The following is a 15,121-nucleotide window of genomic DNA, read 5'->3' as shown; positions in this document are numbered from 1 at the left end:
ACTGGAGGCCTGACATGCTCAAGCAAGCATTGGCGCAAAACGGTCTGATCGCGATCCTGCGTGGCCTGCATCCGCAGGAAGCCGCCGCTGTCGGAGAAGTCCTGTATGTAGCCGGATTTCGCGTCATCGAAGTACCGCTCAATTCCCCTTCGCCGTACGAAAGTATCCGCATCCTGCGCAAGACCTTGCCCGCCGATTGCCTGATCGGTGCCGGTACGGTGTTGACCCCGGAACAGGTCGAGTTGGTGAAAGAGGCCGGCGGCCAAGTGATCGTCATGCCGCACAGCGATGCCAAGGTCTTGCGCGCGGCAAAAGCGGCGGGACTGTACTTATCGCCGGGTGTTGCCACGCCGACCGAAGCCTTCGCGGCGCTGGAGGAGGGCGCGGACATTCTCAAGCTGTTTCCGGCCGAGCAGATGGGCCCGGCGGTCGTCAAAGCCTGGCTCGCGGTGTTGCCGGCCGGGACGGTACTGGCACCGGTCGGTGGTATCACGCCGGACAACATGCAGGCGTTTATCGACGCAGGCGTCAAAGGTTTCGGTCTTGGTTCCGGCCTGTTCAAACCGGGCATGACCCCGGAGCAAGTGGCGGTGAATGCCAAGGCCTATGTGGCCGCGTGGAAGGCGCTTCGCTAAGACTTTATTGGCGCTGCGTGCGCTGCATCTATAAGAGAGACAAAAAGATGAAAATCACCAAACTAACGACCTTCATCGTCCCGCCGCGCTGGTGTTTCCTCAAAGTCGAAACCGACGAAGGCGTGACCGGTTGGGGCGAGCCCGTGGTCGAGGGCCGCGCGCACACCGTGGCCGCTGCCGTTGAAGAATTGTCCGACTACCTGATCGGCAAAGACCCACGCAATATCGAAGACATCTGGACCGTGCTGTATCGCGGTGGCTTCTACCGTGGCGGCGCGATCCACATGAGCGCACTGGCCGGTATCGACCAGGCGCTGTGGGACATCAAGGGCAAGGCGCTCGGGGTGTCGGTGAGTGATCTGCTCGGCGGGCAAGTGCGCGACAAGATTCGTGTGTATTCGTGGATCGGCGGCGATCGTCCGGCCGACACCGCGCGTGCGGCGAAAGAGGCGGTGAGCCGTGGTTTTACCGCGGTGAAAATGAACGGCACCGAAGAGCTGCAATTTCTCGACACCTTCGAAAAAGTCGATCTAGCGCTGGCCAACGTCGCCGCCGTACGTGATGCGGTCGGGCCGAACGTCGGCATCGGTGTCGACTTCCATGGCCGGGTGCACAAGCCAATGGCCAAGGTGCTGATGAAGGAACTCGATCCGTACAAACTGATGTTTATCGAAGAACCGGTGCTCAGCGAAAACTACGAAGCGCTGAAAGAGCTGGCGCCGCTGACCAGCACACCGATTGCCCTCGGCGAGCGCTTGTTCTCGCGTTGGGACTTTAAACGCGTGTTGAGCGAAGGCTATGTCGACATCATCCAACCGGATGCTTCCCACGCCGGTGGCATCACCGAAACTCGCAAGATCGCCAACATGGCCGAAGCCTACGATGTCGCGCTGGCGCTGCATTGCCCGCTGGGGCCGATTGCGCTGGCGGCATGTTTGCAACTGGACGCGGCTTGTTACAACGCGTTTATCCAGGAACAGAGCCTGGGCATCCATTACAACGAGAGCAATGACTTGCTCGACTATGTGAAGGACCCGCGCGTCTTCGATTACGACAAAGGTTTCGTGAAGATCCCGAACGGACCGGGGTTGGGCATCGAGATCAACGAGGAATACGTGATCGAGCGTGCGGCGGTCGGGCATCGCTGGCGCAACCCGATCTGGCGCCATGCCGATGGCAGCTTTGCCGAGTGGTGATTTGTCTCTGACACACCACATCCCCCTGTGGGAGCGAGCTTGCTCGCGAATGCGGCAGGTCAGTCACATTGATGCCGGATGTGCCGCCGTCTTCGCGAGCAAGCTCGCTCCCACAGAGTGCAGTGCAGGCCTCAGGCCGACCTCAATAAACATAAAAAGAGGCTCTCCCCATGCAACCGCAAACCCTCACCGGGCAGGCGTCTTTAGTCACGCCTAGCCGCAAGCGGTTTTTCATCATGGTGTTGCTGTTTATCACCGTGGTCATCAACTACCTCGACCGCAGCAACCTGTCGATTGCCGCACCGGCGCTGACCAGTGAGCTGGGCATCGATCCGATTCACGTCGGCCTGATCTTTTCCGCGTTTGGCTGGACCTACGCGGCCATGCAAATCCCCGGCGGCTGGCTGGTCGATCGCGTGCCGCCGCGCATTCTTTACAGCGTCGCATTGCTACTGTGGTCGCTGGCCACGGTGATGCTCGGTTTCGCTGCGAGTTTCATCGCGTTGTTTGTATTGCGCATGGCGGTCGGTGCGCTGGAAGCGCCGGCCTATCCGATCAACAGCCGTGTGGTGACAACATGGTTTCCCGAGCGTGAACGCGCCACGGCTATCGGTTTTTACACGTCGGGGCAGTTCGTCGGTCTGGCATTCCTGACCCCGGTGCTGGCCTGGTTGCAACATGAATTCGGCTGGCACATGGTGTTCGTCGTGACCGGTGCCGTCGGCATCATCTGGGCGGCAATCTGGTACGCGGTGTATCGCGAGCCACGGGATTTCAAAGGTGCCAACGAGGCGGAAATCGACCTGATCCGCGAGGGCGGTGGTCTGGTCGATATTCAGCAAGAGTCGGCCAAGGTCAAAGCCAAGTTCAGCTGGACCGATTTGGGCATCGTCCTGACCAAACGCAAGTTGTGGGGCATCTACCTCGGCCAGTTTTGCCTGAACTCGACGCTGTGGTTTTTCCTCACCTGGTTCCCGACCTATCTGGTGAAATATCGCGGCATGGACTTCATCAAGTCCGGCCTGTTGGCGTCGCTGCCGTTTCTCGCCGCGTTCATCGGTGTGCTGTGTTCGGGGTTCTTTTCCGACTTCTTGATTCGTCGCGGCTACACCGTCGGGTTCGCGCGCAAGTTGCCGATCATTGGCGGGCTGCTGATTTCCACCTCGATCATCGGTGCCAACTTCGTTGAGTCGACGCCGCTGGTGATTGCCTTTCTGGCGCTGGCCTTCTTCGGCAACGGTCTGGCCTCGATTACTTGGTCGCTGGTCTCGACGCTCGCGCCGGCGCGGCTGTTGGGGCTGACCGGCGGGGTGTTCAACTTCATCGGCAACCTGTCGGCGATTGCTACGCCGATCGTCATCGGTTTCCTTGCAAGCGGCGATTCGTTCGCCCCGGCGATCACCTATATCGCGGTTCTCGCCTTGATCGGTGCCTTGTCCTACGTGTTGCTGGTCGGCAAGGTCGAGCGTATCGAGTTGTAGTGGTCTGCGTCGGGCGACCATAATGCCGCCCGTTCCCTCGCTCAAACGGTAAAAGGCTGGATATGCAGGAAGACGCCCCGGAAAAAACCAAGGACGCCGCGCCCACCGGCACGCAAACGCTGTTGCGCGGCCTTGGTGTGGTGCAAGCGGTGGCCAGTGGCGCCCGTGATCTTAAAGAGATTGCCCGGCTGATCGGCACCACGCGCAGCACCACCCATCGTCTGGCCAGTTGTCTGGTTGATGAGCGCTACCTGCGCGTGGTGCCGCAAGTCGGTTATCTGCTGGGGCCGAAGCTGATCGAGCTGGGTTTTCAGGCCCGCGAAGAGTTGCCGCTGGTGACCTTGGCCGGGCCGTATCTGGACGAGTTGTCGGCGCTGACCGGCGATACGGTGCACTTGGGCATTCGTGAAGGCGACGAGGTGCTGTATCTGCTGAAGAATCCGGGGCGAAATGGCCCGGAAATGCGTTCGCGGGTCGGCCATCGCATGCCGTTGGCGCGCACCGGGATTGGCAAGGCGTTGATGCTCGATGACTCGCCGCAGGATTGGCAACGGCTGTACGACATCAGCCTGCCAGCGGGTGGGAAAAGTCAGTTCTGGCCTCAGCATCCCCAGCAGTCGTGGGAACAGCTTGAGCAGCGCATGACCGAGTACGTCGCCGGTGGCTATGCCTTCGATCTGGAGGACAACGAACCGTCGATCCGCTGCGTGGCGGCGCCGATTCGCGATGCGAGCAAGGGCATCGTGGCGGCGATCAGTATCGCCAGCACCGTGCCGTACATGCCGCTGGAAAAAATGGCCGAGCTGATTCCCCTGATTAAAGGGGTCACAGCCCGGTTGTCGGCAGAGCTAGGCCTGAAGGTTTAAACCTTGAGCGTCGCCATGTCGATCACGAAACGGTACTTCACGTCGCCGGCGATCATGCGCGCGTAAGCCTCGTTGATCTGGCGGATGTCGAGCATTTCGATGTCGCAGGTGATGTTGTGTTCGGCGCAGAAATCCAGCACTTCCTGGGTTTCAGCGACGCCACCGATCAACGAGCCGGCCAATACGCGACGGCTCATCACCAGTTTGCCGGCGTGTACCGGTGGATCAATCGGTTCGATCAGACCGACCAGAATGTGCACGCCGTCGAAACGCAGGGTGTCGAGGTACGGGTTGAGATCGTGCTGCACCGGAATGGTGTCGAGCAGGAAGTCGAAGTAACCGGCAGCGGCTTTCATCTGTTCGGCGTCGGTGGACACGATCACGTGATCGGCACCCTGACGACGACCTTCCTCAGCCTTGCTCGCCGAGCGGGTGAACAGCGTGACTTCGGCGCCCATGGCCTTGGCAAACTTGATGCCCATGTGGCCCAGACCGCCCATGCCGAGAACCCCGACCTTGTCGCCAGCCTTGACGCCGTAGTGCTTGAGCGGCGAGTAGGTGGTGATGCCGGCACAGAGAATCGGTGCGGCGCTGGCGAGGGCCAGTTTTTCCGGGATGCGCACGACGAAGTGTTCACTGACGACGATGCTGTCGGAATAACCGCCCATGGTGTTGCTACCGTCGACCCGATCCGGGGTTGCATAGGTCATGGTCGGGCCTTCGAGGCAATATTGCTCAAGGTTCGACTGGCACGCTTCGCAGGTGCGGCAAGAGTCGACCATGCAGCCAACGCCGACCAGATCGCCGACTTTGTGTTGAGTGACATTCGCACCGATCGCGGTGACTTTTCCGACGATCTCATGGCCAGGCATCAACGGGTAAACGGCGATGCCCCATTCGTTGCGCGCCTGGTGGATGTCGGAGTGGCAGACGCCGCAGTAGAGAATCTCGATGGCAACGTCGTCGGCGCGCGGGCTGCGACGTTCGAACTTCATCGGGGCGAGGGGAGTGGTGGCCGATTGGGCGGCGTAGCCGATGGCGGTGTACATATGAAACCTCGCAAAAGCAGTGACAGGTGAGGCGGCGCATTTTGGGCGTCGACTGACCGGTCGGCCATGACGATTCCTCCGGGTCTCATGCCTAATCCTCCGGCATACGGGTTTGATCGGTCGCATTGGCAAAAGGATCTGCGATGATGTTTTCATCCCCTGTTTCCGTGATTTTTTGTGAAGAACAATACGATGCAATTGACCCGTCATCTTGATGCCAATGCGCGCCTGGTTTCGCTGATCGAACCGCTGGCGCTGCGCGATGGTTACTCGCCGACCGGGTTGCCCGGTGTGCAAGTGTTGCGCGCCAGTTGCGACGTCGCCCGTGGCCCGCACATTTACGAGCCGAGCCTGATGATCATCGCCCAGGGCAGCAAACTGGCGTTTCTCGGGCCACGCACCATGGAGTATGGCGCCGGGCATTATCTGATTCAGGCGCTGCCGGTGCCGTTCGAGTGCGAGACATTTGCCTTGCCGGATGCGCCATTGCTCGGGGTGTCGGTGGCGATTGATCGGGTGTTGCTCGGTGAGTTGGTGCTGGCCATGGGGCTGGCGCCGGGGCGGCATATTCCAGCGCAGACACCGGAGTCGATGACCTCGGTGGTGCTTGACGATGCCATGCGTGGCTGTGTCGAGCGTTTGCTCAGTTGCCTGCACGATCCACTGGAATGCCAGATTCTCGGGCCGGCGCGGGTGCGTGAGTTGTTGTTCGTGGCGCTACGTGGACCGCAGGCGGATGTGCTGCGCGCGTTGGTGGAGCAGCAGGGACAATTTGCGCGGGTGGCGGCGTCGATCAGTCATCTGCACGCGCATTACACCGAGCCGTTGAATGTCGAGACCCTGGCCGGTTGCGCGAACATGAGCGTGTCGACCTTTCATGAGCATTTCAAACGCAGCACGCTGTTGTCGCCGGTGCAGTATTTGAAGCGTTTGCGCTTGTTGAAGGCGCAGACGTTGCTGGTCGCCGAAGGCTTGGGTGTGGCGCAGGTGGCGCATCGGGTGGGGTATCAGAGTACGTCGCAGTTCAGCCGTGAGTACAAACGCTACTTTGAGCGCAGCCCGGGTGACGAGCGCGCTGCCTGATTCGACGATAATCCCGTGTGGGAGCGAGCCTGCTCGCGAAGGCGGTGTATCAGTCGACATCATTGTTAATGACACACCGCTTTCGCGAGCAGGCTCGCTCCCACAGTTGTTTTGTGGTGTCAGAGGAATCGTGGGCAACAAAAAGGCCCCCGATGCGGGAGCCTCGTTGTTCAGCGGTTCGACTTACATATTCGGATAAGTCGGGCCGCCAGCGCCTTCCGGCGTGACCCAGGTGATGTTCTGCGAAGGGTCCTTGATATCACAGGTCTTGCAGTGCACGCAGTTCTGGGCGTTGATCTGGAAGCGCTTCTCGCCATCTTCCTTGGTGATCACTTCGTACACGCCGGCCGGGCAGTAGCGCTGCGCCGGCTCGTCGTACAGCGGCAGGTTCTTGCTGATCGGAATGCTCGGGTCGGTCAGCTTCAGGTGGCAAGGCTGTTCTTCCTCGTGGTTGGTGCCGGAGATGAATACCGAGCTCAGTTTGTCGAAGCTCAGTTTGCCGTCCGGCTTCGGATAATCGATCTTCTTGCAGTCGGCCGCGAGCTTGAGGCAAGCGTAGTCCGGCTTGGTGTCATGCAGGGTGAACGGCAGTTTGCCGCCGAAGATGTTCTGATCCAGCCAGTTGAAGCCACCACCGACGATGGCGCCGAACTTGTGGATTGCCGGGCCGAAGTTGCGGCTGGCGAACAGTTCGTCGTAGAGCCAGCTCTTCTTGAAAGCGTCCACATAAGTGGTCAGCTCTTCAGTGCCGTCCTTTTCCGCGAACAGTGCGTCAGCCACCGACTCAGCGGCGAGCATGCCGGACTTCATCGCGGTGTGGCTGCCTTTGATCTTGGCGAAGTTCAGGGTGCCGAGGTCGCAACCGATCAGTGCGCCGCCCTTGAAGACCATTTTCGGCAGCGAGTTCAGGCCACCCTTGCAGATGGCGCGAGCGCCGTAGCTGATGCGCTTGCCGCCTTCCAGGTACTGCGCCAGCACCGGGTGATGCTTGAGGCGCTGGAACTCGTCGAACGGCGACAGGTAAGTGTTGCTGTAGGAAAGATCGACGATCAGACCGACTACCACCTGGTTGTTTTCCAGGTGATAGAGGAACGAGCCGCCGGTGTTTTCGGTGCCCATGATGTCCAGCGGCCAACCGGCGGTGTGCACCACCAGGCCCGGTTGATGTTTGGCCGGGTCGATTTCCCAGATTTCTTTCAGGCCGATGCCGTAGTGCTGAGCGTCGGCATCGCTGTCGAGGTTGTAGCGCTTGATCAGTTGCTTGCCGATGTGGCCACGGCAGCCTTCGGCGAACAACGTGTACTTGCCACGCAATTCCATGCCCGGGGTGTACAGGCCTTCTTTCGGATTGCCTTCGCGGTCGACGCCCAGATCACCGGTGATGATCCCGCGCACCACGCCTTGCTCGTCGATCAGCGCTTCCTGAGCGGCGAAGCCCGGGTAGATTTCGACGCCAAGGTTCTCGGCCTGCTGGGCGAGCCAGCGGCACAGGTTGCCGAGGGAAATAATGTAGTTGCCTTCGTTGTGCATGGTCTTGGGCACAAAGAAGTCAGGAATCTTCTGCGCGCTGTCGGCGTTTTTCAGCACGAAAATATCGTCGCGGGTCACTGGTGTGTTCAGCGGTGCGCCGAGTTCTTTCCAGTCCGGGAACAACTCGTTCAGAGCGCGTGGTTCGAACACGGCACCGGACAGGATGTGTGCGCCGACTTCGGAGCCTTTTTCGACCACGCAGACGCTGATTTCCTTACCGGCTTCGGCGGCCTTCTGCTTCAGACGGCAGGCGGCGGACAGGCCAGCGGGGCCGGCACCGACGATGACCACGTCGAATTCCATGTATTCGCGTTCCACAGGCTATCTCCTACTCAAGGCTCAACAGTTTTTTTTCTAATTTGGAGGTTTGATGTCGCATCCGCTATTCCTTTACGTTAACGTCAAGGGGAATATTGGAGAACAGACCTTTCTCTCTAGGCGGCGCATTATATCTACACCACTCCGAGCGTCCAATACAAACGTTTGTTTGAATCGGCTCCAGCCCAGAGAAATCAAAGAAGCGCGGCTTATGAATGGTCATTTTGCTGTATTGACCGGAATAGGCGTTCCGGTCAAGATACGGGCGGTTTTGCGCTCGTCGTAGGCAGACTGGCGGTTTCAAGAGCACGTCTAAAGACAGGGCACAGGCGGTTGAGAGTGATGCGCAGCGCAGTCTGGCGCGCAGTTTACACAGCGTGAGGATCAATGACTTGTCGGTCACCACTGACGAACGGTCGCACCCCCCTTCACATCGTGGAATCACTTCGCACCCCGGTCGGCGTTTTTAGAGGTGCCCTTTTAGCCTGATGAGCATCAACCGCCAGGTTCGCCTAGGCGACTTTCTTTTCACCGGAGAGTAACGAGGAATCCATGAAGGTTCTTGTAGCTGTCAAACGCGTTGTGGATTACAACGTCAAGGTTCGCGTCAAGGCGGACAATTCCGGCGTCGATCTCGCCAACGTCAAGATGTCGATGAACCCGTTCTGCGAAATCGCAGTGGAAGAAGCCGTACGCCTGAAAGAGAAAGGTGTTGCGACTGAAATCGTCGTCGTCTCCATCGGCCCGACCACCGCTCAGGAGCAGCTGCGTACCGCACTGGCTCTGGGTGCCGACCGTGCCATCCTCGTCGAATCCGCTGAAGATCTGACCTCGCTCGCCGTGGCCAAGCTGCTCAAGGCTGTGGTCGACAAGGAACAGCCGCAGCTGGTGATCCTCGGCAAGCAGGCCATCGACAGCGACAACAACCAGACCGGCCAGATGCTCGCTGCACTGAGCGGCTACGGTCAGGGCACGTTCGCCTCGAAAGTCGAAGTCTCCGGCGACAGCGTTGCCGTGACCCGCGAAATCGACGGCGGGGCGCAGACTGTTTCGCTGAAACTGCCGGCAATCGTCACCACCGACCTGCGTTTGAACGAGCCGCGCTACGCGTCCCTGCCAAACATCATGAAAGCCAAGAAGAAGCCTCTTGAAGTGCTGACTCCGGACGCTTTGGGCGTTTCCACCGCCTCCACCAACAAGACCCTGAAAGTCGAAGCGCCGGCTGCACGCAGCGCAGGCATCAAGGTCAAGTCGGTGGCTGAACTGGTCGAGAAACTGAAAAACGAAGCGAAGGTAATCTAAAAATGACTATCTTGGTAATCGCTGAACACGACAACAAAGTGCTGGCCCCGGCCACACTGAACACCGTGGCTGCTGCTGCCAAAATCGGCGGCGACATCCACGTTCTGGTTGCTGGCCAAGGCGCTGGCGCCGTGGCTGAAGCCGCGGCGAAAATCGCTGGTGTGAGCAAAGTCCTCAACGCTGACAACGCCGCTTACGCGCATCAGCTGCCGGAAAACGTTGCTCCGCTAGTAGCCGAGCTGGGCGCTGGTTACAGCCACATCCTGGCTGCCGCTACCTCCAACGGCAAAAACATCCTGCCGCGCGTTGCTGCGCAGCTGGACGTTGACCAGATCTCCGAGATCATCTCGGTAGAAAGCGCTGACACCTTCAAGCGTCCGATCTACGCCGGTAACGCCATCGCTACCGTTCAGTCGACCGCTGCGATCAAAGTGATCACCGTGCGTGCCACCGGTTTCGACCCGGTTGCTGCTGAAGGTGGTTCGGCTGCTGTTGAAGCAGTTGCTGCTGCGCACAACGCCGGCACTTCGAGCTTCGTAGGCGAAGAACTGGCCAAATCCGACCGTCCGGAACTGACCGCTGCCAAGATCGTCGTTTCCGGCGGCCGCGGCATGCAGAACGGCGACAACTTCAAACACCTGTACGCTCTGGCCGACAAGCTGGGCGCTGCGGTGGGTGCTTCGCGCGCCGCCGTCGACGCAGGTTTCGTACCGAACGACATGCAGGTCGGTCAGACTGGCAAGATCGTTGCGCCACAGCTGTACATCGCCGTCGGTATCTCCGGCGCGATCCAGCACCTGGCCGGTATGAAAGACTCCAAAGTGATCGTTGCGATCAACAAGGACGAAGAAGCGCCGATCTTCCAGGTGGCCGATTACGGTCTCGTGGCGGATCTGTTCGAAGCAGTCCCTGAGCTGGAGAAGCTGGTCTAATCCAGCGGCTTCACTTATAAAGAGCCCGACCTTTTGGTCGGGCTTTTTTTTGTCTCGGATTTGAGTGGGAGCTTTTTGCCATGGATCTGCGCTGCGGATGGTTGTTGGGATTGGCTTTGTTGCCCGGTTTGGCCATGGCCGCTGGCAAGTGCGAGCGCCTCGTCGTGACCGGTAGCCCGGATGCACCGCCGTATCTGTGGCAGGACCCGCAGAATCCGAAACAGTTGATCGGTGCCAGCGCCGACCTGTTGCAACAAGTCGCCAAGGATCTCGGCATCAAAGTCGAGTTGCTGTACGCCGGCAAACGTTCGCAAGCCCTCGACGAAGTGCGCAGCGGACGCATGGACATGCTGGCGGATGCGCCGCTGACCTTCACCGAGCTGGAAAACCTCGACTACATCCATCCGCCGCTGTTGGAAAACGACTACCTGGTGTGGACGCGCAAAGGCTCGACCCTGGTCTACAGCGAAGCCAAAGACCTGCACGGCCACGCGGGTGCGCTGTCGGAAAAGTCTCGAATCACCCAGGCATTCGGCACTTTCGCCGAGCAGAATCTGACCCTGACCAAGACAGCCAACCTGACCCAGGCCCTGCAGAAATTGCTCCTCGGCGAAGTGGAATACGTACTCGCCGGGCGCTACTCGGGCATGGCCGCCGCGCAGGCATTGGGCATGGCCAATGACCTGCTGGCCTTCGAACAACCGATCGACCGCCCGGGCCTGTTCCTCGCGGTTTCCCACAACTCGGCGTGCAACGATCCGTGGTTGCGCGGACAGCTAGCCAAAAAGATGACAGAATTGCCCGCGTCCGGACTGACGGAAGCCGCGCTGCAACGCAACATCGAGCGCTGGAAGGCGCAGCAGCAACAGCCGCAACAACCTGTCAGTGCCCCAAAACAGTAGGGATTCTTAGTGAGTATTCGACCTCTTTTCGCGGCTGTGGCCGTTCTGGCTCTGGCCGGTTGCGCAACCGATCCGGCACCCATCGAACAAATGCGCCTGACCGAGCAAGCCATCTCCCAGGCCAAGGCTGTTGGCGCTACTGCCGACGAAGTGCCGGAAATGAAACTGGCCGAAACCAAATACAACCGCGCCAAAGGCAACATGGCTGACGAGTCCTACCGGAATGCGCGCATGCGCTCCGAGCAGGCGGAACTCGATGCACGTCTGGCCGAAGCCAAAGTGCTGACGCAAAAAAGTGAAGAGCAGGTGAATGTGCTCAATACCCGCATTGTCCGACTGCGCAAGCAACTGGGAGATGCCCGATGAGCCTCAAGTCAAAAGTCCTCGGCGGTCTGATTCTCGCCGGTTGCGCCAGCCTGTATGGCTGCGCCGGTCAACACAGCGAATCCGCGCTGCAAGAAGCCAGCGCCGACTTCCAGAAGGTCAAGGAAGACTCCAACGTGCTGCGCATCGCACCGAAAGATGTGATCCGCGCCGGTGAGTCGCTGGCCCGTGCCGATCGCCTGTCGACCTACTGGGGCAGCGGTTCGGACGTGGTGCATTACGCCTACCTGAGCCAGCGCTACAGCGAGATCGCCCGCGAGCATACCAATCAGGTACTTAACGAAGAGCGTGCGGCCAAGCTCGAACTGGAACGTCAGCGTCTGCAACTGGCCCTGCGTGAGTCGAAATTGCTGAGCGTGCAGCAGCAGGGTAAATGGCTCGAAGAGCAGATCGTCGCACTGGCCACCACGCAGACTGATCGCGGTCTGGTGATGACCCTCGGCGATGTGCTGTTCGACACCGGTGAAGCAGAGCTGAAAAACTCGGCCAATCGCGTGGTACTGAAGATTGTGCAGTTCCTGCAACTGAACCCGAAACGCGTGGTGCGCATCGAGGGCTACACCGACAGCACCGGCGGCAAACAGGAAAACCTCAAGCTGTCTCGTGACCGCGCGCAATCGGTCGCGGACGTGCTGATGGACCTGGGCATCGACGACAAACGCATTCAGGTCGAAGGCTACGGCGACGAATACCCGGTGGACGCCAACGCTTCCGAGCGCGGGCGAGCACAGAACCGTCGCGTGGAAATAGTCTTCTCCGACGAAAAAGGCCAGCTCGGCGCCGCCCGTTAAGGGTTGCGTCTCTGGAAAGCCCGGGCTGTCATGCAGTGCCGGGCTTTTTTACATCTGTCGAATGGCTCGCAAATCAGTACAGTCAGGGGCAGACACCGCACTGTATGGTCGAGTAATGTGGTAACTGTCCCAGTACACTTCTAAACTGTTCCGGTATTGTTTCACACAAGAATAAAATGCCCGTGAAATCGAGTGCTGCGTCATGACCAATCTCTTGCTCTATCAACGTATTGCTCAGCAACTGGCCGAAGACATCCGCCGTGGTGTCTATCAACCGGGGGAGCGCGTGCCTTCGGTGCGCAAGATGAGTTCGCAGCTCAACGTCAGCCATGCGACGGTGTTGCAGGCCTACGCCAATCTCGAAGATCAGGGCTTGATCCGCGCACGTCCGCAGTCTGGTTATTACGTACACCAGACGCCTGCGCTGACTGCGCCGACGCCGGACATTGCCCGGGTCGAGCGACCGGGTCTGGTCACGCGCAGCAGCATCATTCAACAGGTTCTGGTCGAATCGCGCCGTGAAGGCGTGTTCCCGCTCGGTGCCGCCGTGCCGAGTGTCGATTACCTGCCGGTGCGCGCACTGCATCAGCAATTGGCCAAAGTCACCCGTTTCCATAGCCCGCGCGCCTTCAGCTACATGTTCAGCCCCGGTTTTGAACCGCTGCGCCGCCAGGTGGCGATCCGCATGCGCGATGCTGGCGTGGTGGTCGATCCGTCAGAAGTGGTGATCACCCACGGTTGCGTCGATGCCCTGCAGATGTCGTTGCGCGTACTGACCCGCCCGGGCGATCTGATCGCCGCTGAGTCGCCGACGTATTACGGCCTGCTGCAACTGGCCGATCTGCTCGGCTTGAAGGTCATCGAAATTCCTAGTGATCCCGCCACCGGCATGAGCCTCGAAGCCCTGCAACTGGCGGCCAACCAATGGTCGATCAAAGCGCTGGTGCTGACCACGCGCCTGAGCAATCCGCTGGGCGGCACCATGCCCGAAGAGCGGCAGAAGCAGTTGCTGCGGCTGGCTTCGGATTTCGATATTCAGATTGTCGAAGATGATATCTATGGCGAACTGATGTTCGAGCAAGGCAAAACCAAAGCGCTCAAGGCTTATGACCGATTGGATCGGGTGATCTACTGCTCAAGTTTTTCCAAGACCTTGTCACCCGGTGTGCGCATCGGCTGGATGATCGCTGGCAAGTATCAGCAGGAAATCCAGCGCTTGCAGACCTTCAGTACGCATTCGGCGTGCAGCGTGACGCAAATGGCGATTGCCGCCTATCTGGAAAACGGCGGTTATGACCGGCATTTACGGTACATCCGCCAGGAATACCGGAAAAACCTCAGCGCCTTTCAGTTGGCGGTGCAGCAGTACTTCCCCGAAGGCACGCAAATGACCCGGCCCACGGGCGGTTTCATCCTTTGGGTGAGTCTGCCGGGCAGGGTCAATACACAAGAATTGCATGTGCGTGCGTTGCAGCAGGGCATCAGCATCGCGCCGGGGCTGATCTTCAGCAATACCGAGCAGTTCAACCACTGTATCCGCCTGAATTGCGGGATTCCGTGGAATCGCGAGGCGGAGCGGGCGTTGATGACGCTGGGTCTGTTGGCGACTCAACTGTGTCAGGAAACAGCTGGCGGATTCTGAACGGGCGGTGGGTGATGCTTGTCTTGTGGCGTTCAACAAGCGAGCATATGGCCCTCTGCCGTTAGTGTCGTTGGGTCCATGAAAGCGATTTTTGCTGCTGGTTGGGTTTTGCTGGGTTTGCTGATAATCGGGCATGCGCCTGTCGTCGTGGCCGCTGCCGTTCAGGAAAAACCGGCTGCGACGAGTCCCGCGAAAAAAGCCACGGTTGCGCAGAAGGCCGTTCCCGCCAAGAAAGCCCAGCAGAAAGTCATCAAGAAGCGCAAGCCAGTCGCCTCGAAATCGAAACCCGCCAGTGAAGTGGTAAAAACCAAGTTGCCGTCGGCCAAACTCGATTTGAGCCTGCCCAAGGACATGGTCGAGGAATTGAAGCCCCAGGGCACGGTTGAAATGCCCAAGCGCGAGCCGATCCTGCCGCAGATGTTTGGCGAGAAAAACAACGGATTCCAGCTCAACGGCCGCTTGCTCAGCAACGAAATGCAGTTGCAACTGCGCAACGAAGAACGTCGCGAAGTCGAAGGCGCGGCGCTGGATTTCGAATTCAAACAGTAAAACCAAGCCATCTGTGACCCGCAGACCAGACGCTTTGTCGGAGACTGGTCAGTCACATTGAGTTATCGCTAAAAACCCCGGTTCAGGCAATTTGAAACAGCCGTTTTAGCGGTTACTCTGTTCCGTGTCTCTTTTACACATCGCCCGTCGCGAGGAATTGTTCGTCATGAAATGCCGTGAAGGCTGTGGCGCTTGCTGCATTGCCCCTTCCATCAGCTCGCCGATTCCCGGCATGCCTGATGGCAAACCCGCCGGCGAACGTTGCGTGCAGCTCTCGGTCGAAAACCTGTGCAGCATTTTCGGCCGCCCGGAGCGCCCGGCAGTCTGTTCCGGCTTCTCGGCTGATGTCGAAGTCTGTGGCAGCAGCTCGGAAGAAGCGATCAGGTTGATCGGCTGGTGGGAGCAAATGACGGCGGCGTGATGTGTCAAACGAACGGAACTTCAACAATAAGGAATAAGAC

General features: G+C 59.4%; 15 protein-coding genes. 13 read left to right on the top strand and 2 right to left on the bottom strand.

Annotated features, from left to right (window positions below; genetic code table 11):
* Window positions 1-14: 14 nt before the first annotated feature.
* The 4 genes from ACRRSD_RS07205 to ACRRSD_RS07190 all read left to right on the top strand — a co-directional run bounded on the left by ACRRSD_RS07205 (window position 15) and on the right by ACRRSD_RS07190 (window position 4,178).
* Window positions 15-635, top strand: a complete 621-nt coding sequence (locus ACRRSD_RS07205; protein WP_435037639.1) for a 2-dehydro-3-deoxy-6-phosphogalactonate aldolase — start codon at window positions 15-17, stop codon at window positions 633-635.
* Window positions 636-682: 47 nt separating this feature from the next.
* Window positions 683-1,831: a galactonate dehydratase gene (gene dgoD, locus ACRRSD_RS07200; protein ID WP_007908327.1), complete on the top strand. Its 1,149-nt coding sequence runs from the start codon at window positions 683-685 to the stop codon at window positions 1,829-1,831.
* A gap of 170 nt (window positions 1,832-2,001) precedes the next feature.
* Window positions 2,002-3,312, top strand: coding sequence for an MFS transporter (locus ACRRSD_RS07195; RefSeq protein WP_435037638.1), 1,311 nt, complete (start codon window positions 2,002-2,004; stop codon window positions 3,310-3,312).
* 62 nt (window positions 3,313-3,374) lie between these two features.
* Window positions 3,375-4,178 (top strand): IclR family transcriptional regulator, encoded by an 804-nt coding sequence (locus ACRRSD_RS07190; protein WP_311882384.1) that lies wholly within the window; start codon window positions 3,375-3,377, stop codon window positions 4,176-4,178.
* Here the strand turns inward: ACRRSD_RS07190 and ACRRSD_RS07185 are convergent.
* Window positions 4,175-5,227, bottom strand: a complete 1,053-nt coding sequence (locus ACRRSD_RS07185; protein WP_435037637.1) for an NAD(P)-dependent alcohol dehydrogenase — start codon at window positions 5,225-5,227, stop codon at window positions 4,175-4,177. The genes ACRRSD_RS07190 and ACRRSD_RS07185 overlap by 4 nt on opposite strands.
* A 192-nt stretch (window positions 5,228-5,419) precedes the next feature.
* On the opposite strand from ACRRSD_RS07185, the gene ACRRSD_RS07180 reads away from it, so the two are divergent.
* Window positions 5,420-6,310: an AraC family transcriptional regulator gene (locus ACRRSD_RS07180; protein ID WP_034155325.1), complete on the top strand. Its 891-nt coding sequence runs from the start codon at window positions 5,420-5,422 to the stop codon at window positions 6,308-6,310.
* A gap of 183 nt (window positions 6,311-6,493) precedes the next feature.
* On the opposite strand, the gene ACRRSD_RS07175 is transcribed toward ACRRSD_RS07180, so the two are convergent.
* Complete coding sequence (locus tag ACRRSD_RS07175) at window positions 6,494-8,158, bottom strand: electron transfer flavoprotein-ubiquinone oxidoreductase (protein WP_064120345.1); 1,665 nt, start codon at window positions 8,156-8,158, stop codon at window positions 6,494-6,496.
* A 552-nt stretch (window positions 8,159-8,710) separates the two neighbouring features.
* Here ACRRSD_RS07175 and ACRRSD_RS07170 point away from each other — a divergent pair.
* From ACRRSD_RS07170 to ACRRSD_RS07135, 8 genes are all read left to right on the top strand, one after another.
* Complete coding sequence (locus ACRRSD_RS07170) at window positions 8,711-9,460, top strand: electron transfer flavoprotein subunit beta/FixA family protein (protein WP_007908338.1); 750 nt, start codon at window positions 8,711-8,713, stop codon at window positions 9,458-9,460.
* 2 nt (window positions 9,461-9,462) lie between these two features.
* The gene (locus tag ACRRSD_RS07165) at window positions 9,463-10,392 is read left to right on the top strand and encodes an electron transfer flavoprotein subunit alpha/FixB family protein (RefSeq protein ID WP_034155324.1); all 930 of its coding nucleotides are present in this window, start codon (window positions 9,463-9,465) and stop codon (window positions 10,390-10,392) included.
* An 80-nt stretch (window positions 10,393-10,472) separates the two neighbouring features.
* Window positions 10,473-11,294 carry a substrate-binding periplasmic protein gene (locus ACRRSD_RS07160; protein WP_435037636.1) on the top strand — a complete coding sequence of 274 codons (822 nt, stop codon included), beginning with the start codon at window positions 10,473-10,475 and terminating at the stop codon, window positions 11,292-11,294.
* A gap of 9 nt (window positions 11,295-11,303) precedes the next feature.
* Window positions 11,304-11,660, top strand: coding sequence for a DUF4398 domain-containing protein (locus ACRRSD_RS07155; protein WP_435037635.1), 357 nt, complete (start codon window positions 11,304-11,306; stop codon window positions 11,658-11,660).
* Window positions 11,657-12,469, top strand: coding sequence for an OmpA family protein (locus ACRRSD_RS07150; RefSeq protein ID WP_435037634.1), 813 nt, complete (start codon window positions 11,657-11,659; stop codon window positions 12,467-12,469). The genes ACRRSD_RS07155 and ACRRSD_RS07150 overlap by 4 nt, the downstream gene beginning before the upstream one ends.
* 202 nt (window positions 12,470-12,671) lie before the next feature.
* Entirely contained in the window at window positions 12,672-14,111 is a 1,440-nt protein-coding gene (locus ACRRSD_RS07145) for a PLP-dependent aminotransferase family protein (protein ID WP_016985994.1), read from the top strand.
* Window positions 14,112-14,189: 78 nt separating this feature from the next.
* Window positions 14,190-14,660: a translation initiation factor 2 gene (locus tag ACRRSD_RS07140; RefSeq protein WP_435037633.1), complete on the top strand. Its 471-nt coding sequence runs from the start codon at window positions 14,190-14,192 to the stop codon at window positions 14,658-14,660.
* A gap of 166 nt (window positions 14,661-14,826) precedes the next feature.
* Window positions 14,827-15,081 (top strand): YkgJ family cysteine cluster protein, encoded by a 255-nt coding sequence (locus ACRRSD_RS07135; RefSeq protein ID WP_435037632.1) that lies wholly within the window; start codon window positions 14,827-14,829, stop codon window positions 15,079-15,081.
* The last annotated feature ends 40 nt before the right edge of the window (window positions 15,082-15,121 follow it).

This window comes from Pseudomonas neuropathica, from assembly GCF_051174785.1.
GTDB classification, from domain to species: Bacteria; Pseudomonadota; Gammaproteobacteria; order Pseudomonadales; family Pseudomonadaceae; genus Aquipseudomonas; species Aquipseudomonas neuropathica_A.
Note: the sequence above shows the minus strand (reverse complement) of the source record. Positions and strands in the feature narration are given on the sequence as shown.